The organism is Sphingomonas colocasiae (assembly GCF_019880585.1).
Lineage (GTDB): Bacteria > Pseudomonadota > Alphaproteobacteria > Sphingomonadales > Sphingomonadaceae > Sphingobium_A > Sphingobium_A colocasiae.
This window is the reverse complement of sequence record NZ_JAINVV010000003.1, coordinates 40616-59909: the sequence shown is the minus strand read 5'-3', so window position 1 is coordinate 59909 and position 19294 is coordinate 40616. Positions and strand designations below refer to the sequence as shown.

18 protein-coding genes are annotated in these 19294 nt (G+C 65.0%); 6 read left to right on the top strand and 12 right to left on the bottom strand.

All coding sequences use genetic code 11. From position 1 onward, the window contains the following. Positions 1-4: 4 nt before the first annotated feature. The 6 genes from K7G82_RS04035 to K7G82_RS04010 form a co-directional block, all read right to left on the bottom strand. The gene (locus K7G82_RS04035) at positions 5-409 is read right to left on the bottom strand and encodes a RidA family protein (RefSeq protein ID WP_222988567.1); all 405 of its coding nucleotides are present in this window, start codon (positions 407-409) and stop codon (positions 5-7) included. Positions 410-430: 21 nt separating this feature from the next. Beyond that, complete coding sequence (locus tag K7G82_RS04030; protein WP_222988566.1) at positions 431-919, bottom strand: VOC family protein; 489 nt, start codon at positions 917-919, stop codon at positions 431-433. Between the two features lie 96 nt (positions 920-1015). Then, a complete protein-coding gene (locus K7G82_RS04025) occupies positions 1016-2383 on the bottom strand; it encodes an FAD/NAD(P)-dependent oxidoreductase (protein ID WP_222988565.1) in 1368 nt (455 codons plus the stop codon). Next, positions 2376-2657, bottom strand: a complete 282-nt coding sequence (locus K7G82_RS04020; protein ID WP_222988564.1) for a (2Fe-2S)-binding protein — start codon at positions 2655-2657, stop codon at positions 2376-2378. Before K7G82_RS04020 ends, K7G82_RS04025 begins: the two co-directional genes overlap by 8 nt. Then, complete coding sequence (locus tag K7G82_RS04015) at positions 2654-3832, bottom strand: NAD(P)/FAD-dependent oxidoreductase (protein WP_222988563.1); 1179 nt, start codon at positions 3830-3832, stop codon at positions 2654-2656. Before K7G82_RS04015 ends, K7G82_RS04020 begins: the two co-directional genes overlap by 4 nt. 6 nt (positions 3833-3838) lie before the next feature. Further along, the gene (locus K7G82_RS04010) at positions 3839-4723 is read right to left on the bottom strand and encodes a dihydrodipicolinate synthase family protein (RefSeq protein ID WP_343228536.1); all 885 of its coding nucleotides are present in this window, start codon (positions 4721-4723) and stop codon (positions 3839-3841) included. Between the two features lie 203 nt (positions 4724-4926). Here K7G82_RS04010 and K7G82_RS04005 point away from each other — a divergent pair, with 203 nt between their 5' ends. After that, positions 4927-5823 carry a LysR family transcriptional regulator gene (locus tag K7G82_RS04005; RefSeq protein ID WP_222988561.1) on the top strand — a complete coding sequence of 299 codons (897 nt, stop codon included), beginning with the start codon at positions 4927-4929 and terminating at the stop codon, positions 5821-5823. 69 nt (positions 5824-5892) lie between these two features. On the opposite strand, the gene K7G82_RS04000 is transcribed toward K7G82_RS04005, so the two are convergent. The 3 genes from K7G82_RS04000 to K7G82_RS03990 are packed head-to-tail and all read right to left on the bottom strand — an operon-like array spanning position 5893 to position 9457. Continuing rightward, positions 5893-7362 carry a sodium:solute symporter family protein gene (locus tag K7G82_RS04000; protein ID WP_222988560.1) on the bottom strand — a complete coding sequence of 490 codons (1470 nt, stop codon included), beginning with the start codon at positions 7360-7362 and terminating at the stop codon, positions 5893-5895. After that, positions 7359-7616 (bottom strand): DUF3311 domain-containing protein, encoded by a 258-nt coding sequence (locus K7G82_RS29670; protein WP_343228524.1) that lies wholly within the window; start codon positions 7614-7616, stop codon positions 7359-7361. The genes K7G82_RS04000 and K7G82_RS29670 overlap by 4 nt, the downstream gene beginning before the upstream one ends. A 29-nt stretch (positions 7617-7645) precedes the next feature. Continuing rightward, positions 7646-9457: a DUF885 domain-containing protein gene (locus K7G82_RS03990; protein WP_222988558.1), complete on the bottom strand. Its 1812-nt coding sequence runs from the start codon at positions 9455-9457 to the stop codon at positions 7646-7648. Between the two features lie 265 nt (positions 9458-9722). Between K7G82_RS03990 and K7G82_RS03985 the strand changes: the two genes are divergently transcribed. From K7G82_RS03985 to K7G82_RS03965, 5 genes are all read left to right on the top strand, one after another. Next, positions 9723-11015: an amidohydrolase family protein gene (locus K7G82_RS03985; RefSeq protein WP_222988557.1), complete on the top strand. Its 1293-nt coding sequence runs from the start codon at positions 9723-9725 to the stop codon at positions 11013-11015. A gap of 20 nt (positions 11016-11035) precedes the next feature. Next, positions 11036-12316: an amidohydrolase family protein gene (locus K7G82_RS03980; protein WP_222988556.1), complete on the top strand. Its 1281-nt coding sequence runs from the start codon at positions 11036-11038 to the stop codon at positions 12314-12316. Positions 12317-12453: 137 nt separating this feature from the next. Further along, positions 12454-12942, top strand: a complete 489-nt coding sequence (locus K7G82_RS03975) for a hypothetical protein (RefSeq protein ID WP_222988555.1) — start codon at positions 12454-12456, stop codon at positions 12940-12942. 82 nt (positions 12943-13024) lie between these two features. Continuing rightward, positions 13025-15310 carry a TonB-dependent receptor gene (locus tag K7G82_RS03970; RefSeq protein ID WP_222988554.1) on the top strand — a complete coding sequence of 762 codons (2286 nt, stop codon included), beginning with the start codon at positions 13025-13027 and terminating at the stop codon, positions 15308-15310. Positions 15311-15365: 55 nt separating this feature from the next. Beyond that, entirely contained in the window at positions 15366-17183 is a 1818-nt protein-coding gene (locus K7G82_RS03965; protein WP_222988553.1) for a DUF885 domain-containing protein, read from the top strand. Between the two features lie 103 nt (positions 17184-17286). Here K7G82_RS03965 and K7G82_RS03960 read toward each other — a convergent pair whose 3' ends face one another. The 3 genes from K7G82_RS03960 to K7G82_RS03950 are packed head-to-tail and all read right to left on the bottom strand — an operon-like array spanning position 17287 to position 19294. Further along, complete coding sequence (locus K7G82_RS03960; protein WP_222988552.1) at positions 17287-18462, bottom strand: acyl-CoA dehydrogenase; 1176 nt, start codon at positions 18460-18462, stop codon at positions 17287-17289. 17 nt (positions 18463-18479) lie between these two features. Beyond that, positions 18480-18881 (bottom strand): RidA family protein, encoded by a 402-nt coding sequence (locus K7G82_RS03955; RefSeq protein ID WP_222988551.1) that lies wholly within the window; start codon positions 18879-18881, stop codon positions 18480-18482. Further along, the gene (locus K7G82_RS03950; protein WP_222989007.1) at positions 18878-19294 is read right to left on the bottom strand and encodes an acyl-CoA thioesterase; all 417 of its coding nucleotides are present in this window, start codon (positions 19292-19294) and stop codon (positions 18878-18880) included. Before K7G82_RS03950 ends, K7G82_RS03955 begins: the two co-directional genes overlap by 4 nt.

Sequence of the window (19294 nt, the reverse complement as noted above, 5' to 3'; positions counted from 1 at the left end):
GGCGTTATCCCAGGGCGGCGGTCGCTTCGATCTCGATCAGGAAATCGGGGAGCGCGAGCGCGGCGACGCCCAGAAAGGTGTTGGGTGCAGGGGTCGCCTCGCCGTAAAAGGCGCCGATCTCAGGCAACACCACGCCGAGCTTGTCGGGGCTGTGATTGACCACATAGGTGCGGAGGCGGACGATATCGGCCGGGGTCGCGCCGGCCTCCGCCAGCACCGTCTTCAGATTGGCGAGCGCCTGGCGGGTCTGCGCGGCGAGATCGTCGCCGCCGACGACGTTGCAATCCTTGTCCCAGGCGACTTGGCCGGCCAGATGCAGCGTGCGACCGTCCTCCTGCAGTGCGGCATGGGAAAAGCCGTAGCCGACCGCGTCGTACAGGCCGGCGGGATTGATCTTGCTGTTGGGCATTGTCTGTCTCCTGGAAGATGGTCAGTCGACGATCTCGAGCTGATGGCCGAAGGGGTCGAGCACATAGACGTTCTTCTTGCCCGCCAGCGGCCCGGCATCGATATGGATCGTCTCGAGCGGCGTGCAGCCATGCGCGGCGAGATAGGCGATCGCCTTGTCGACATCGTTGACCTTCAGCCCGAGATGGTGGCCGCCGCGATCGCAGTTGCGCGGCAGCGTCTGGCCGCGACCGTCGGGCTTGTCGTATTGGACGAGCTGGAAATTGAGATTGTCGGTGAGCTTGAGCATCGCCAGCGTCAACCTGGCCCCTTTGACGCCGACATGCGTCTCCATCCAGTCGCGCCCCTGTTCGTCGACGGGGATGTCGGCGGCATCCAGCGGTCCCATGCGGAACAGCTCCTCAGCACCGATCACGTCACGATAGAAGGCGATCGCGGCGTCCAGGTCCGGCACTGTCCAGGAGATATGATCGACCGACAGGAATTGGGGCTTTTCAGGGGCTCCACTCATGGCAAACTCCGATGGATGATCGCGCCAATGTGTCGGGCGGAATTGGCGCGCGCAACGCAACGATCCTGCAAATGTCGTTGCCTGAAACGCAAGGGATCAGCCGGATTCGGCAAGATCGCCGATCGCGACCGGCCGGGCCGGGAACCGCGCGGTGAAGCCCGGATCGTCGCCGCGTCCGACGTCGCCGAGCAGGCGCAGCAAGGCCGGCTCGCAATTGCGGCCCTGGCACGCACCCATGCCGCAGCGCGTGGCGAGCTTGATGGCATTGGCGGAGCCGCCCTGTTCGATCGCGCCGCATATCGTTTCGAACGAAACGTCTTCGCAGCGGCAGAGCAATGTTTCAGCATCGGGCCGAGGCAGGTGGCCGGTGGGGTCCGCGATGCTGTCGAGCATTGCGGCAAAGGCGCGATGGGTATCGAATGCATGGCGATGCGGCCGGGCCATCCGTTCCGCCTGCTCCGGCGCGAACAGCCCCAGATCGCGGGCAATGCCGATCCCGGCGATCGCTCCGCCGGCAGCGGCAGCGGCAGCGCCGGCGACACCCAGCGCCTCGCCCGCCACCGACAAACCCACAACCGAACTGCGCAGCCAATGATCATGCGCGCATGCCCAGCCGCCGGCGGGGCCGGCCTTATGCATCCGTGCTCCCGCCATGCGGGGCAGGGCCGATTGCGGCACGAAACCGTAACAGAGCCCGACCGTGTCGCAGGCGATCTCGCCCATGCCCGTCACCGCGCCCGTCACTCTGTCCATGCCGGATATTGCGTGGAGCGGCGCGCCGAACCGCACGGGCACGCCCGCGCGGCGGAGTGTCGCCATCGCCGATGCCGCTGCCGCGAGGTCGGGCGCGCGGCGTAGTGCGATCAACGGATGGCGCATCGCTGTCGCGATCATTCCGGCGCGCGGCTGTGCGAAGAGTATGGCGGCCACTTCGCCGCCCGCCCGAACGACCTGTTCCGCCACGATCAATTGCAGCGGGTGGGTGCCGGCAAGCAGGATCCGTTCGCCGGGGATGAATCGCTGGCTTTTGACGAAGGCCTGGATACCCCCTGCTGACATCACGCCGGGCAGCGTCCAGCCGGGCAGGGGGACGGCGAGGTCCTGGCAACCGGTGGCGACGAGCACATGCCGCGCGCGGATGCGGCTTATGCCGCCAGGGGTGGCGGCAAGCAGCGACAGGCCATCCATGGTCGGTGCGAGGTCGAGCACCGAACAGCCGCCGAGCCAGCGAATATCGTCGAGCGCCTCGAAACGCGCGAGCTGGTGTTTCAACCGGGCATAGCCGCGTCCGGCCAGCCAGCCGGGGACGGTGAAACTCGCGGGCGGTTGACGCAGGATCTGGCCGCCGGGGCGCGGTTGCTCGTCGATGACGGCGATATCGAGCCCCCGGCCCGCAAGATGCAGCGCCGCCGCCTGGCCGGCCGGACCGCCTCCGACGATCGCGACGTCGAGAATGTCAGCCATCGGTGCGGACCTCCAGCCCATCGGCCGCCTCGGTCAGGCAGGCGCGGATGCGCCGTCCGTCGGCGACGCGGGTGACCAGGCATTCGGAGCAACTGCCCATGTTGCAGAACAGCCCGCGCGCCACGCGGCGCGTGTCGTGCCGAAAGGCTGTGCGGTCAGCGGCGATCATCGCTGTGGCAAGCGTCTCGCCGGCGAACGCGGGCACAGGCGCGCCATCGACGATGACGGTGATCGCCGCGCCGCGCGTTTCGCCGGGGATGCGCGTGCCGCTCATCCCATGAACCCGTTGAGATGTTCGAACCGCGCGGGCGAGACGATGTCGAGAGCTTCGGACGGCCCGCCCGCCATCGCCGAGGCGACCAGTCGCGCGAAGGTGGGGCCGAGCGTGAAAGCCGATCCGCCCGCCGCAATCCACAGCCCCGGCATGCGCGGCACCTGCCCGACGATCGGCAATTGGTCGGCGGAAATCGCGGTGACGCCGGTCCAGCTCCGGATCAGGTTCAGCCGCGAAATCGCCGGGACGACGTCGATCGCGGCGCGCAGGTTTCCGGACAGCGAATCCGGGATCATCGTCGCGCGGCGCGACAGGTCGAAACCGCCGCCCGGCAATTGCGCCAGCCGCGACGGCCAGCCGCCGCCGATCAGCAGATTGCCGGCATGGGTCTGCTTGAGCGACAGCCGGCGCCCGACATGCTGGACGAGATGCGGCACCATCGGCGCGGTCCGCTCGGTGGCGTTCATCAGCAGCGCAACCGGGTAGAGTGGCATATGGAGATTGGCGAGCGTGCAGAGCGCAGCCGTCCAGGCGCCCGCCGCGATCAGCACCTGATCGGCATGCAGCGAAAAGCCGTTGCCTGCGATCGTGAAACCGCCGCCCGCCCGGCGGCCGATAGCATGAACCGCACTGTGCGTCCGGATCGTCGCACCGGCCGCGCGGGCGGCGGCCGCGAGCGCGGGAGTCACCGTACGGGGATCTGCATGGCCCTCATCGGCGCTGTGATTGGCGGCCAGAACTGAGGCGGACAGATAGGGGGCGATCGCGCGCGCCGCGTCGCCATCGATCGTGCGCACCTTCAACCCTTCACGCTGTTCGCGCGTGGCCTTGCGTTCCAGCAGCGCGACATGATCGGCCGTCTCCGCGACCATCAAGCCGCCGGCCATCGAGACATGAAGGTCCGCATTCAGCGCGGTTTCCAGTCCGCGCCAATCCTCGACGGCGATGCGGCTGAGCGCGACGATGCTGCTCGCCTGCTCCGCCAGCGCATCGCCATTCTCAAGGAAGCGGCGCTCGATCTGGAAATGCAGCGACCCGGCATTCTGGCCCGATGCGCCGGCATTGATGTCCGCCGCTTCGATCAACTCGACCGATGCGCCGGCGGTGGACAGGCGCCATGCGGTCGCGCAGCCGACCAGCCCGCCACCCACGATCGCCACGTCCACCCGTTTCATGAAACTCTAGATGCGCCCGAGTGCGACCAGAGTCTCCCTGATTCGATCCAGGTCCTCCGCCGAGACGTCCTGAAGCGGGGGGCGAACATGGCCGCCCGGAAGCCCCTGGGCGTTGAGCGCCGCCTTCAGGATCGCGGGTCCGGAACCGAAGCGCCCGACCAGATCCGACGTATACCATTCGTCGAGGATCACGCGATCCTTGCGGCCGCATTCGCGCGCCGCATCGATATCGCCGGCCCAGAGATGGTTGTAGAAGTCCGGGTGGATGCGCCCGAGTACGCCGCCGGCCCCCATCGTGCCGTCGCCGCCACGCGCCTGGAGCAGCGCCAGGCCGTGCTCGTCCATCGAATGGCCGAAGACGCGGACGCGTTCGTTCAGGGCGAAGAAGGTCTTCACGAACCGCCGCAGATCGCCGGTCGACTGCTTGATCGCGACGACATTCTCGAGATCGGCAAGTCGTTCGAGCAGATCGAGCGGCATGTCGATGCCCGTGCCCGGCGGCCAATTATAGACGCAGATCGGCAGCGGGGAGGCGTTGGAGATATCCGAATAGAAGCCCAGTATCTCGGCCGGAGACGGGCAGAAATAGGGCGGAGGCGTCACCATGATTCCGTCGAAGCCGCTCGAAGCGGCCTGTTCGGCCAGGTCGATCGCTTCCTTGGCGGTGAAGGCGCTGCAGCCGGCGAGCAGGTGAAGCTTGCCCGAAAGCTGGTTCCCCGCCGCATCGAACAGGCGCTTGCGCTCAGCCGCCGACATGCTCGGCCATTCGCCGGTGGTGCCGGCGATGAGCAGGCCGTGCATACCCTCGGCATGCAGCCATTCGAGCAATCCGCCCAAAGCGGCGAGATCGAGCTCGCGGGCTTCGTCGAACGGCGTGGTGATGGCGGGGATATAGCCGCGCCAGTCTACGCGCGATCTTTTGGTGGTCGAAATCGGCTTTCCCCCTTGCTTGCGACACGTGGCCCGATGGGACCCGAGCGCCTCGATACGGCAAGGTGCATTGGCAGCAAGGGCAACGAAAGACGAATTTGATTGCGAAATACGCAACACTGCCGCCATGATGAAATTGCAGCACAGGATGGAGCGGCACGCGCATGTGGGACAATGCACTTCACTATTTCTACGAAGCGGCGAGCCTGGGATCGATGCGGCTGGCGAGCGACAAGATCGGCGTCGCCGTTTCGTCGATCAGCCGGCAGATCGCGCAGCTCGAAACCGAGATGGGCATCGCGCTGATCGAACGGGGCCGCCGCTCGATACGGCTGACCGAGGCGGGGCAGCTCGCGTTCGAATATCACAAGAATCAGCTCTCCGACCGCGAGGCGCTGATGAACCAGCTTCAGGAACTGCGAGAGGTGAAGACCGGGCGCATCGACCTGGCGATCGGCGAGGGCTTTTTCGGCCCGCCCTTCACGCGGACGATCGATGGCTTCCAGCGCCGCAATCCAGGCATCTCGATCACGGTGACGAGTTGCCCCAGCTCCGAGATCGTCCGCATGGTGCTGGACGACGAAGCCCATATCGGCATGATCCTGCACACGACCAGCGAGCCCAAGATCCGCACGCGCACCGCAGTCGTCCAGCCGCTGGTGGTCCTCTGCGCGCCGCAGCATCCCGCGGCGGCGATGGACGCGCTCACCATCGCCGATTTGAAGGAGTTCGAGCTGTGCCTGCCGCCGCGCGGCTTTCGTATCCGCACTTCGCTCAATGATGCACAGAAACGGGCGCATGTCTGGCTGGAGCCGAGATTGGTGACGACCTCTATCCAGATGATGCGCGAAATCGCCAAGGCCGGACGGGCGCTCACCATCCTGCCGCGCATCTCGGTGCTGGCGGAACTCGAGGAAGGATCGCTGGTCGCCCGCCCACTGCTCGACGACGGGCTGGAACACAGCACGGTCAGTCTGATCCACCGGTTGGGCCGTCAATTGGAAGGCGCACCGGCCCGGCTGCTCGCCATCCTCGAAGCCAAGCTGAAGACCTGGGTGTAGGGGGGCGGGCTATTTGGATGGATCTGGCTATTCTTCGACGTCATTGCGAGCGCGGCGAAGCAATGACGTTCAGGTTTGCGCGATATGATTTTCATGCCCGAAAGCTTGGATTTTCGCCGGCCAGACCAGGCACACCGCCGCCGCCACAGCGGCATCGATCGCCATTGCGATCAGCCCATGGTCCCATTGCGGCAGAAGCTGGTTCCACAGCGCCTGCGCCTGGGGAAGCAGCAGCGCAAGATAGCCGGCGACGATGCCCGCGAAGATGCCGGCGGCATGCGCACGTTTCCACAGAAAGGCGAAATAGACGCCGGGTGCGAGCATGCCGATCGCGGCATAGGCCGACAGGCCGATCTCGACGAGCGATCTGGAGCCGCCCAGGGTGAGCCAGACCGCGATGCCCGCGAAGACGATCATCGCGCCGCGTGACACCAACAGGCTTGCGCGGTCGCTCATGCCCTGCCGCAGCGGCAGCACGACATTGCGGCTGAAGATCGATCCGGCGGTCAGCAGCAGCACCGATCCGGGCACCAGGGCAAGCAGGCAGGCGGTGCCGGCGAAGATGCCGATCGCCCAGGGCGGATAGCGATCCGCGACGAACTGGAGCAGCACGGCGTTGGTATCGCCGCCATCGGGCACCGTTCCGGCCAGCAGCGCCGCGAAGCCCATCAGGATGATGAAGAAATAGGAGAGCGAGTAGATCGGCTGCCAGATCGCGTTGCGCCGGATCGTCGCCTCGCTTCCGGCAGAGAAGCAAAGCTGGAACATGTGCGGCAGGATCCAGTTGCCGAGCGCGACGTTGAGCGCGGCGGTCATCAGCCAGGTTGTCGACATGCCCGCTTCGGGCTGGAGTCCTGGAAAACTGCCGATGCCTGGATGCGTGTCCTGCGCCAGCCGGTAGACGTCGAGCATCGACGATGCCCCCACCTTGCCCGCGACGGTCAGGCAGAGGCCGGCGACGACCAGCAGCATCAGCACGTCCTTCACCCCGGCCGCGAAGGCGGCGGAGCGCAGTCCGGCGAAATAGACGAAGGCGAGCATCACCGCGGCGGCGATCAGCGCCGCGGCGAGCGGGGAGACATCGGGCCCCAATGTCAGCCGTACGATCAGGCTCAGCGCGACGATCTGGATCTGGACATAGACGACCAGCGCCGCGATGCCGGCGATGCCGACGACGACGCCCAGCCAGGTCGCCTGGTAATGATCGGCGAAGAAATCGGCCTGGGTCACCAGCCCGCGCCGCCGCCCGGCATCCCAGATGCGCGGCATCAGCCAATAGCCCAGCGTCGCCGAGAGCGAGACCGAGGTGAAAGCGAGATAGGCGGGCGCGCCATGCGCCCAGGCGAAGCCCGAAATGCCGAGCACGGCGAAGGTCGTGTAGATTTCCCCGGCATTGAGGAACCAGAAGACGAGCACGCCGAAACGGCGCCCGCCGACCGCCCAGTCCGCCAGCGTGCGCGCCCTGGCCTGGCGTCGGCTGTAGAGCAACGCGCCGGCCATGGTGCCGAGCACGATCGAAAGCGTGAGTGCGAGGATCAAGGCACCTCCTCCGCGCCAGGCTGTTCTGGGCCGTCGAATTCGGGATGCCGTTTGTCGATGGCGAAGACGATCGCGATCACGATCGAGGCGAGGATGATCCCCGCCATCTGCCAGACCATGGGGAAGGGCAGGGAGAAGGGGCGCCACGCGACTTCGTTGACCAGCGGCACCATGCCCACCTGCCAGAGAAAGGGCAGCAGCAGCAGCCAGCGATGGCGCCGGGGGCGCTGTGCTGTCGGGGTCTGGGATATCACGAAAAATTCCTCATCTTCATGGAGCGGGCTCAGCCCTTGCCGCCGCCCGCCGCGATCCATTGCCGGATCTTGGCGTCCAGCACGTCCATCGGCAATGCGCCGGTGCCGATCGCCTGATGGTGGTAATCGCGCACGTCGAATGCCGCGCCCAGCTTCGCCTGCGCCTCCTCGCGGAGCTGGCGGAACTTCAGTTCGCCGATCTTGTAGGCGCAGGCCTGGCCGGGATAAGCGATGTACCGGTCGATCTCGACCGCTACGTCGCGCGGCGCCATCGAGGTATTGTCGAGCATATAGTCGATGGCGCGCTGCCGATCCCAGCGCATCGCATGGATGCCGGTATCGACCACCAGCCGCACCGCGCGCAGCATTTCCATGTCGAGATGGCCGAACAACTGCATCGGATCGCCGAACATGCCCAGTTCCGGGCCCAATGATTCGGCATAGAGCCCCCAGCCTTCCGAAAAGGCGGTGGACGATCCATAGCGCAGCAGCGGCGGCAGCTTTTCGGTCTCGCGCGCCAGCGTGATCTGGAAGTGATGGCCGGGAATGCCTTCGTGCAAGGTCAGCGTTTCGAGCGTCGGGATCGGCCGCGTGCCCAGCATCGACATGTTGAAGAACAATATGCCGGGCGAGACGCCGTCGGGCGGACCGGGGCGATAATAGCCGGTGCCGCGCTGGTCGCCGAGCGCGGGCAGCGGGCGAACCTCGAACGGCGCCTTCGGGCGTTCATGGAACAGCTTCGGAATGCCAGGCCAGATCTTCGCCTCGATCGCCTTGAAGCGGGCGAGGAGTTCGTCGGGGGTCCTGCAATAATATTTCGGGTCGGTGCGGACATGCTCGAAAAAGGCCTTCAGGTCGCCGCCGAAGCCGGTTTTCGCGCGTACCGCCTCCATGCCGGCGCGGATGCGCGCGACTTCCGACAGGCCCAGCGCATGGATGTCGGCGGCGGTGCGCCGGGTCGTCGTATGCCGCGCCAGATCCCAGTCATAGAGCGCCGCGCCATCCTTCATCGCCCACAGGCCCGGCGCTTCCGGCGCCCTGGGCAGATAGGTTTCGCGCAGATAGCGCTGCCAGAGGCGGTAACCCGGATAGACGCGGTCGGCGATCATTGCGCGATAGGCGGCGGTGAGATGATTCCGGTCGGCCGCCGCGATGGTTGCGGGCATGCGGCGCACGCCGGCGTAGAAGGGGCTATCCTCCACGGGCAGCGCCAGCATCGCGTCGACCTGCGCCAATATGTTGTTCACGATGATCCGGGGCTGGATATAGCCTTCGGCCAGGCCGCGCTTGAGCCAGGCGATCGTGCTTTCCAGATAGCCGGCGAAACCCGCGAGGCGTTTCAGTCCGTCCTCATAATCGCCGATATCGGCGAAGGGGGCCGCACCGCTCGAAACGAAGTCGGGAAACTCGACCTGAAGCCCGAAAGACGGATTGAGCGGTGCCTTGCGCTGGACGTCGAACAGACCCGTCTCGAACAGGTCGAGGGTCTGGCGCGTGCGATAGTCGAAAACGTCATAGGCGATCCGATCGATCGGGCCGAGCTTTTCGCGCGAGATTCCCGCCAGCTCCGCCAGATCTCGCCGCTTGTTGGCCTGAAGCGCGCGCGCATGATCGTCACTCAGCGGATCGACGAAAAGTGGGCCGACGCTCGCCTTGCCCTTGCGGACCGATCCCATGGGGTCGAGCGCGGCGTCCGCGGCTTCGCTGCGATCGAGCAGGGCGCGCAGCCGCGCCGCATCGTCAGCCGCCTGGGCGAATGCCGGAAAGGCGGGCGTCATCGCGGTCGCCGTCATCATCCCCAGCATATGCCGGCGGGAAACCCCGCTTCGCCCTTGGTTCATGGTTCGCCCCTTGTTTCTTCACCCGATGGTGTCGCGGTCCGGCGAGAATGCAACCGCCGCGATCCAGGCGGGCGTAGCGGCGAAGACATCGTCAGAGTGACGGTTTTTCGCCATTTTGCGCTTCCATCCTTGCTTTTTTCGGTGCAATTTTGAGTTTACGTTGCATTATACGCAAAGAATTTGCGTCGCATTGCACATTGTTTTCTCGCGCCTTTCCCGCAGTCTTGGAAAAGATACCGGTCCACACCGGAGGGAGGGTTCCGCAATGAGATTAAGGCACTGGGTCGTCGCGGTCGCGGCATCGTTCGGCATGGCGGGAAACACCGCCGCGCAGGAGGCGCCGGCCACCACCGCGCTGGTCGGGGCGACAGTGGTCGCGATCGACGGCGGCAAGCCGATCGAGGATGCCACGGTGATCGTCCAGGGCGATCGCATCCTCCAGGTCGGCCCTTCGGCGTCGGTCAGCGTGCCCGCCGGCGCGAAGGTCGTGCCGATGAAGGGCAAATGGCTGATCCCCGGCCTGATGAACATGCATGTTCATTTCGGGTTGAAGCTGCCGGGCGCTGCCGGCGCCGAACTGCTCGACGAACAGGACGGCGAGGAAGCGCTGCGCATGGCCGACAATGCACGCCGCAGCCTGCTCGCCGGCGTGACCACGGTTCGCCTGACCGCCGAGGATCACGGCATCGATTTCATGCTGAAGCGCGCGATCGCGAAGGGGCAGGCGATCGGCCCGCGCATCGAATCCGCAGGCGAACTGATCGTGCCGACAGGCGGCCATGGTTCGCTGGAGGCCGACGGACCGGCGGAGTTCTCCAAGGTCGTGCGCCAGCAGATCAAGCGCGGCGCGAGTTGGATCAAGATCGCGATCTCGGGCGGCATTTCGGACACGCATGGCAGCATCGCCGCCGCACCGATGACCGATGCGGAAATGTCCACGATCATCGAGGTGGCGCACCGCAACGGCGTGAAGGTGACGGCGCATAACGGGTCGTCGGAGGCCGCGCTACAGGCGCTGCGCTTCGGCATCGACTGTTTCGAGCACGGCTATCATCTGAACGACGAGGTGTTGACCAGGATGAAGGCGCAGGGCGTCTGGCTGGTGCCCACCATCGTGGTCAGCCAGCCCGGCGCCTATGAATTCTACAAGAAGATCGGATCACCCGACTGGTATCTCGATCGCGTCGCATCGACCGGCAAGGATCATTGGGCGGTGCTGCAAAAGGCGATCCAAATGGGCGTGAACGTGGCGCTGGGCACCGACCAGTTTCCCTTCGAGCCCAATGGCGGCACCACCGCCACGGTCGCGGAGGCCGAGCTTTACGTGAAGGCGGGCATGACGCCGCTTCAGGCGTTGCAGGCCGCGACGATCCAGCCCGCGAAGATGCTGGGCATCGACAAGCAGGTCGGCCGCATCGTGCCCGGCCAATATGCCGATATCGTCGCGGTCTCGGCGGATCCGGTGCGCGACATCGCGGCGCTGCGCACGATCGGTTTCGTGATGAAGGGGGGCGCGATCCATCGCAACGATAGCGATCCCGCGACGATCGCGCGATGAGCGGGAAGGAGAGACGCGGAATGAAACATGCCCTGCTCGCCGCCGCTACGATCGCTCTGCTGTCCACGGCATCCGCTCATGCCGAAACCGTCGCGCTTGTCGGCGGCAATATCGTCGATCTGGCGGGCAAGGCGCCGCTGCACGATGCGGTCGTCCTGATCGATGGCGAGCGCATCACGGCGATCGGCCCGGCTGCGAGCACACCCGTGCCGGCCGGGGCGACGGTCGTGCCGATGCACGGCAAATGGCTGATCCCGGGCCTGATGAACATGCATGTGCATCTGGCGCTCAATCTGCCGGGTGCGGCGCGCATCCACAACGAAACGCCGGATTCCATGGCGCTGCGTACGCTCGACAATGCGCGGAAATCGCTCTGGTCGGGCGTCACGACGATCCGCCTGACCGGATCGGACGCCGGCGTCGACTTCACGGTCAAGAAGGCGATCGACGCGGGCATGTTCGACGGGCCGCGCATCCATACGGCCGGATCGTCGATCGTCGCGACCGGCGGGCACGGCAAGACCGAGGTCGATGGTCCGGCCGCATTCGCCAAGGCGGTGCGCGAACAGGTGAAGCGCGGCGCCACCTGGATCAAGATCGGTATATCCGGCGGCATATCGGACACGCATGGAGATATCGGCGCATCGCCCTTCACCGATGACGAACTCAAGACCGCGATCGAGGTGGCGCATCGCAACGGCGTGAAGGTGACCGGCCATACCGGTTCGCCGATCGCATCCGATGCCGCGATCGATGCGGGCATCGATTGTTTCGAGCATGGCTATTTCCTGACGCCGACAGTGTTGGGCAAGATGAAGGCCAGGGGCGTCTGGTATGTGCCGACCATCGTCGTCAGCCAGAGCGGCGCACGCGCCTTTTATGCCAAGATCGGATCGCCCGACTGGTATCTGGCGCGCGTCGATTCGGTGGGCAAGGCGCATTTCAGATCCTTGCGCGATGCGATCTCGGCCGGCGTCAGCATTGCGCTGGGCACCGATCAATATCCCTGGGAACCGAATGAAGGCACCACCGCCACCATCCGCGAAGCCGAGCTTTATGTCGATGCGGGCATGACGGCGGCACAGGCGTTGCGCGCCGCCACGATCGAGCCGGCACGGATGCTCGGCGTCGACAAGGAGGTGGGGCAGCTCAAGCCCGGCTATTATGCCGATATCGTCGCGGTCGACGCCGATCCCGCCCGGGATATCCGCGCGTTGCGCACCATCGGTTTCGTCATGAAGGGCGGCAAGACGATCCGTAACGATGCGAGTGTTCCGTCGGGCGCAAAGATCGATCGGTGATTTCGGTTATTTTGCGTTCAACGCAATGAATGTGAGTTTGTAATGTCGTTGCAACAACGATGCAACTGACGGACACTCATTTCCGCAACGAAGGGACATGAAGCCCTTCGAAAGATCAGATCAGGGGGGTCCATAGAATGAAGAAACCGATCCTGGCTTGCGCGCTGGCCGCCGCCTTCGGCTTCGCCACCGCATCGCCCGCGATTGCCGAGCGCCCGGCCACCGACATGCTGTCGCAGATGTTCCTGTGGTGGAACCAGGCCTTCAAGACGCCCGGCGCCTATACGGCCAAGAATTTCTCCAAATTCTTCACCCCCGATGCGACCCTGGTTCTGGAGGGCCGGACGGTGATCAGGGGCGTCGACCAATGGGCGACGCACTTCCAGAAGATCCAGGCTGGCGGCGGCGATGTCGAGATCGTCGTGCCGTTCAAGGAAGTCTTCGAAAAGGACGGCATGATCTACAATTATCATGTCATCCGTTCGCGCCGCGGCGGCAACACCGGCTGTTCGCTCGCGGCCGGACATGCGGTGCTGAGGGACGGCAAGATCGCCTCCATCGTTCTCGTGCGCAGCGAACTGGACCCGAAGAAAGGGCCGCTCGACCCGCAATGCTGGACGAAATGACCGCCTGAGCGCGGCCGCACCGGAGAGGTTTGGGAAACATCGAGCCGATGGCATGGCCACCGGCTGACGAGGGGGTTTTGACATGAAGAACGAGACAATCGGACGATACCGGCGCAGTCAGTTCGTGGGCTGTTCCGCGTTCGCCGCACTCGCGGCGGCGATCATGGCCACGCCCGCCATGGCGCAGGAACGCCCGGCGGGCGAGGCCGCGGCTCCGGCCGGCGACGATATCATCGTGACCGCGCAGCGCCGCGAGCAGAGCCTGCAGGACGTGCCGATCGCGATCACCGCGGTGACCGCCGAAACGCTGCGCGACCAGAATGTGCAGAGCGTCGAGGATTATTTCGCGCTGACCCCCAATGTGAGTTTCCAGAGCAACGGTTCGCGCGACCGCAAGGACCTGTCGATCCGCGGCATTTCCAACCAGCTCAACCCCTATGCCGACGTCCGCCAGGCGACCTATGCCTTTTATATCGACGAGTTCAACGTCGCGGCGGGCACCAGCAATCCGCAGATCGTCGACCTCGAGCGGATCGAGGTGCTGCGCGGACCGCAGGGCACCTATTTCGGCCGCAACTCGGTGGGCGGCGCGATCAACGTGATCACCAAGAAGCCGGTCAACCGGTTCGAAGGCAGCGTCGAGCTCGGCTATGCGAGCTATGAGACCTTCCGGGGCGAAGGCGTGATCAACGTGCCCGTGATCGATGGCCTGCTCGCCATCCGCGCATCCGGCAAATACGAGAAATCCGACGGATATATCAAGAACATCAATCCGGTCGGCGGCGGCAATGACAGCGAATATTATACCTATCGCATCCAGGGCAGGCTGACGCCGACGCCCAATCTGACGCTCGACGTCACCTATAATTATTCCGACGAGACCTTGGGCATGCGCAACGGCGTGCCGACCGGCTTCGTCACCTCCACCTGGGCGTCGGTCTATTATGGCAAGACCTCGGGCATGATCGGCAATCCCGATGGTGTCGGCTTCTTCCCGACCAACGACAATCGCGTGAACTTCAACCGTCCGCAGCAGGTGGGCAGCACCTTCGAATATCTGAGCGGCCGTGCGGTCTGGGATATCGGCACGGTTTCGGTGACCGGCGTGCTCGGCAAGCTCAAATCGACCTTGTTCAACTATGGCGATGTCGATGGCGGCAGCCGCGACTATTTCTACGAAGACCTGCTGCTCAAGCGCGAATCCACGAGCGGCGAACTGCGCGTCCAGTCCACCGGCAAGAATTTCCTCGACTGGAGCGTGGGGATTTCGGCGGGTCGCGACACCGGCGTTTCCGATCAGTCGACCTATCACGGTGCCGACAGCCCGATCTGCCCGGCGGCACAAGCCGGCAATTGTTCGGGGCTTGAAGTGACGGGCGCCGACGGCAAGAGCTCGTCCGATTATTGGGCGGTGTTCGGCCAGGGCACCTTCAACTTCACCGATGCCTTCGCCGCGACCGTCGGTCTGCGTTACTCGCGCGAGACCACCAAGAACAATTCGGTCACGCGCTCCAACACCATCCTGACCGGGGTCAACAACCGCATCGCGAAGTTCGACGACGTCTCGCCGAAGCTGACCCTCAGCTACAAGATGAATCCCGACTGGATGATCTTCGCGACCGCGTCGCGAGGCTTCAAGTCCGGTGGCACGCAGACCAGCAACAACGTCAATCTTCTCAATGAGTTCAAGCCAGAGACTCTGTGGGATTACGAGCTTGGCACCAAGTTCGACCTGCTCGACGGCAAGCTGCGCGTCGACATCACCGGTTTCTATATGGACTGGAAGGACGTCCAGCAGACCATCCGCTTCCAATATATCGATCCGATCACCGGGCTGCTGCGCGGTGTGAGCGGCATCGCCAACGCGGCGGCGGCTGAAAGCTATGGCGTGGAGGCGAGCTTCGATGCGCGCATCACGCCGCAGTTCAAGCTCAGCGGCCAGGTCGGCTACAACAAGACGCGCTTCAAGGACTATCCCAACGCGCTGATCGACGGCGTGGTCATCGACGTGACGGGCAAGGCGCTGGTCAACGCCCCCAAATGGTCGCTGGGTGCGCAGGCCCAGTATAATGTGCCGATCAGCGACGGGTTCGAAGGCTTCGTGCGGGCGGAATGGAATTTCCGCGACGCGATGATCTCGAACCCCTATGCCTATCGCTATCCGGTCTATCCCTTCATTTCGCCCAGCTATCACAATGTGAACCTGCGCGCGGGTGTCGAGACCGACGCGTTCCGCGCTGTCGTCTATGTCGAGAATCTGTTCGACGCGAAATATTTTGCCAATGCCTATGAGAAGGCGTTCTACAGCGGCGTTCAGGTCGAGCCGTCCTATCGCAGCTTCGGCGTCAGCGTGGGTTATAAATTCTGATTGCCGGGCGGCCCGAAACCGGGCCGCCCTCGATACCGAAACAGTGGAGAGCGTCATGGATCGCCGTCGGTTTCTCGAAGGGACGGCGGCGACCGTTCTGTTGGGCGTTTCAGGCCAGGCGGGGCAGGCCGCCGCGCCGGGATCGGCGGACAAGGCGCTGGCGGCGTTGCTCCAGCGGCATAGCGAGGCCTATCTTCGTCGGTCGCCGGAAGAAGCGACCGCCAATGATTTCGATACCGGCGCCAATGCCGCGCTACGCAGCCGGCTCGACGACCGCTCGCTTGCAGCGCGATCGGGCGATCGCGCTGCGATCCGGGCGGCGCTGAAGGATCTGGGCGGCGTCGACGCGCCGGCGCTTTCCTCGCGCGCCGCGCTCGATCTGCGCGTTGCCCGCTATGTCTACGAAACGCTCGACGATCTTCTTGGCCGTTATGGCTATGTGGACGGCAATCTGCGCCCCAGCCCCTATGTCGTCAGCCAGATGAACGGCGCTTATTACTGGCTGCCGGACTTTATCGGCACCCGTCATCCGATCGAGAATCGCGCGGATGCCGATGCCTGGCTGTCGCGCGTATCGGCGCTGGCGGTCGCGCTCGACCAGGAGACCGATCGCATAAAGCATGATGCCGGCATCGGCGTGATTCCGCCCGATTTCGTAATCGCGCGCACCGTCACGCAGATCGAAGGCCTGCGCGACGGCGATCCGCTCGGATCGTCGCTGTTGGCGCCGGCGTTGAAGCGGATCGCGGAAAAGGGGCTTGGCGATTGGTCCGCGCGCGCATCCGATGTTTTTCGTTCCGCGGTCGCGCCAGCGCTCGATCGCCAGGCCGCCGCGATGAAGGCACTGACCGCCAGGGCCGACGATCGCGCCGGGGTGTGGAAACTGCCTGACGGCGACGCCTATTATGCCGCCTCGGTCCGCTCCAACACCACCGCCGATACGCCGCCGGGCGAACTGCACCGCATCGGGCTGGCGCAATGCAAGGAATTGCTCGCCCAGATCGATATGCTGCTGAAACAGCAAGGACTATCGCAAGGCAGCGTGATGGCGCGGATCGGTGCGCTCAATTCGGATCCGCGCTTTCGCGTGGCACCCGACGATAGCGGGCGCGAGAAGCTGATCGCGCTTGCCAGGGCGCATCTCGATACCATCACCGGATTGCTGCCCGGCGCGTTCGGCATCACCGGCGTCGATCCGATCGTCGTCCGGCGCATTCCGCCGGCGATCGAGGCCGGAGCACCCGGCGCCTTCTATTCGGAAGGGGCGCCCGGCCAGCCCGGCATCTATTCGCTGAACCTGAAAACGCCGGGCGAGCATGTCACCTGGCGCCTGCCGACACTGACGCATCATGAGGGCATTCCCGGCCATCATTTCCAGTACAGCGTCCTGCGGCGCGCGCCGGCCTTGCCGCTGTTCCGCCGGATCGTGCGCTTCTCCGCCTATACCGAAGGCTGGGCGCTCTATGCCCAGCAGGTCGCCGACGAGCTCGGCGTCTATGCCCAGGATCCGTTCGGCCGGATCGGCTATCTCCAGTCCGAACTGTTCCGCGCCGCGCGCATCGTGGTGGATACCGGCCTGCACCATCATCGCTGGACCAAGGCTCAGGCGGTGGCCTGGATGGTCGACAATGTCGGCGAGCAGCGCGAGGCGACCGACCGGGAGGTGACACGCTATGCCGTCTATCCGGGGCAGGCGTGCAGCTTCAAGGTCGGCGCCAATGCCATCCATGCGGCGCGCGAGCGCGCACGCAAGGCGCTGGGCGCTCGCTTCGACGTGCGGGCATTCCACGATCTCGTGCTCACCGCCGGCCCGATGCCGATGTCGGTGATGGACGCCGCGGTGGACGGCTGGGCGAAGGGCGGGGTGGGGTAACTCATTTACGATGTCATTCCCGCGAACGCGGGAATCCAGTGGCGTAGAGCGCTATGATCGACACCCCCTGGATTCCCGCATTCGCGGGAATGACAAGGACGGTCTAGAACGCCGCAATCCCCGTGATCGCACGTCCCAGGATCAGCGCATGGACATCATGCGCGCCCTCATAGGTGTTGACCGTTTCCAGGTTCATCGCGTGGCGCATCACCTGATATTCGCCCGAAATGCCGTTGCCGCCATGCATGTCGCGCGCCTGGCGCGCGATATCGAGCGCCTTGCCGACATTGTTGCGCTTGACGATCGAGATCATCTCCGGCGCGAAGCGGCCGGCGTCCATCAGACGGCCGACGCGCAGGCTGGCCTGCAGACCCAGCGCGATATCGGTTTCCATGTCCGCCAGCTTCTTCTGGAAAAGCTGGGTGGCGGCGAGCGGCCGGCCGAACTGATGGCGATCGAGGCCATATTGGCGCGCGGCATGGAAGCAGAATTCGGCGGCGCCAAGCGCCCCCCAAGAAATGCCGTAACGCGCGCGGTTGAGGCACGAGAACGGCCCCTTGAGCCCCTGAACCTCGGGAAGCAGCGCGCTTTCGGGCACTTCGACATCCTCGAGCACGACCATGCCGGTGATCGATGCGCGCAGCGACAGCTTGCCTTCGATCTTGGGTGCCGACAGGCCGGGCGTGCCCTTTTCGAGCACGAAGCCGCGAATGCCGCCGCCATGCGCATCGGACTTGGCCCAGACCACGAAGACATCGGCGATCGGTGAGTTGGAGATCCAGGTCTTGGCGCCGTTCAGCAGATAACCGTTCTCCGTCCTGGTCGCGCGCGTGCGCATGCCGCCGGGATCGGAACCGGCATCGGGCTCGGTCAGGCCGAAGCAGCCGATCCATTCGCCGCTGGCGAGCTTCGGCAGATAGCGACGCTTCTGTTCTTCCGATCCGAAGGCGTAGATCGGATACATGACGAGGCTGGATTGGACGCTCATCATCGAACGATAGCCGGAATCGATCCGCTCGATCTCGCGCGCGATCAATCCGTAAGCGACATAGGATGCGCCGACGCCGCCATAATCTGCCGAAATGGTCGGGCCGAGCAGGCCGAGCTCGCCCATCTCGCGGAAGATCGCGGGATCGGTGGTCTCATTGGCGAACGCATCGATGATGCGCGGCGCCAGCCGGTCCTCGGCATAGGCGCGAGCGGTGTCGCGGATCATCCGCTCGTCCTCGTCGAGCTGATCGTCGAGCAGGAAGGGATCGGCCCAGTCGAATTTTTCCACGTTTCTTGTCCTTCTGTTCAGGCGGGCACGACCGCGATGGTCTCGATCTCGAGCAAGGCTTCGGGTTCGACGAGCGCCGAAACCTCGACCACCGCCATCGCGGGGAAATTGCGGCCGATCAGCTCGCGATAGGCTTCGCCGATCTGGGGCAGGCTGGCGACATAATCGTCACGGCTGGTGACGTACCAAGTCATGCGCACGATATGTTCGGGGCCGGCGCCGTCCTCGGCCAGGATCGCCAGCGTATTGGCCAGCAATTGGCGGAACTGGCCCGCCAGATCCTTGGCGACGAAGCGTTCCTCGCTGTTCCAGCCGACGACGCCGGCGGTGAAGACCATCCGGCCCTGCGCCGAAATGCCGTTGGCATAGCCCTTGGGACGTGCCCAGCCGGGCGGAAGAAGCGTGCGATGTACGGTCATGGATTTTCCTTCTTGGCGGCGTTCCGGAGCCGCTGGAGCAGATGGTCGGGCCAGGGAACCGACCGGCTTTCGGTCAGGCTGGTCAGGACCTGGACGTAATTGACGGCGAAGCGCGCTTCGCCCGCGCAGGAGATGTCGAGCGCCAGCGCGACCGAACTGCGCCCGACGCGCTCGACCGCGACCGCGATATCAAGCAGATCGCCGAGACGGCTGGGTGCCGCAAAACTCGCCTTCAGATCGACCGTCGGCATGCCCAGCCCCAAGTCGAGATGCATCTCGCGCCGGCTGATCCCGATCACTTCGGCCGTCCAGTCCTCGATCGCCGCGTCGCACAGTTCGAAATAGCGCGGATAATAGGCGATGCCGGCCGGATCGCAGTGCGCGAAGCGCAGGGGGTAGGTGGCGCGGAACAT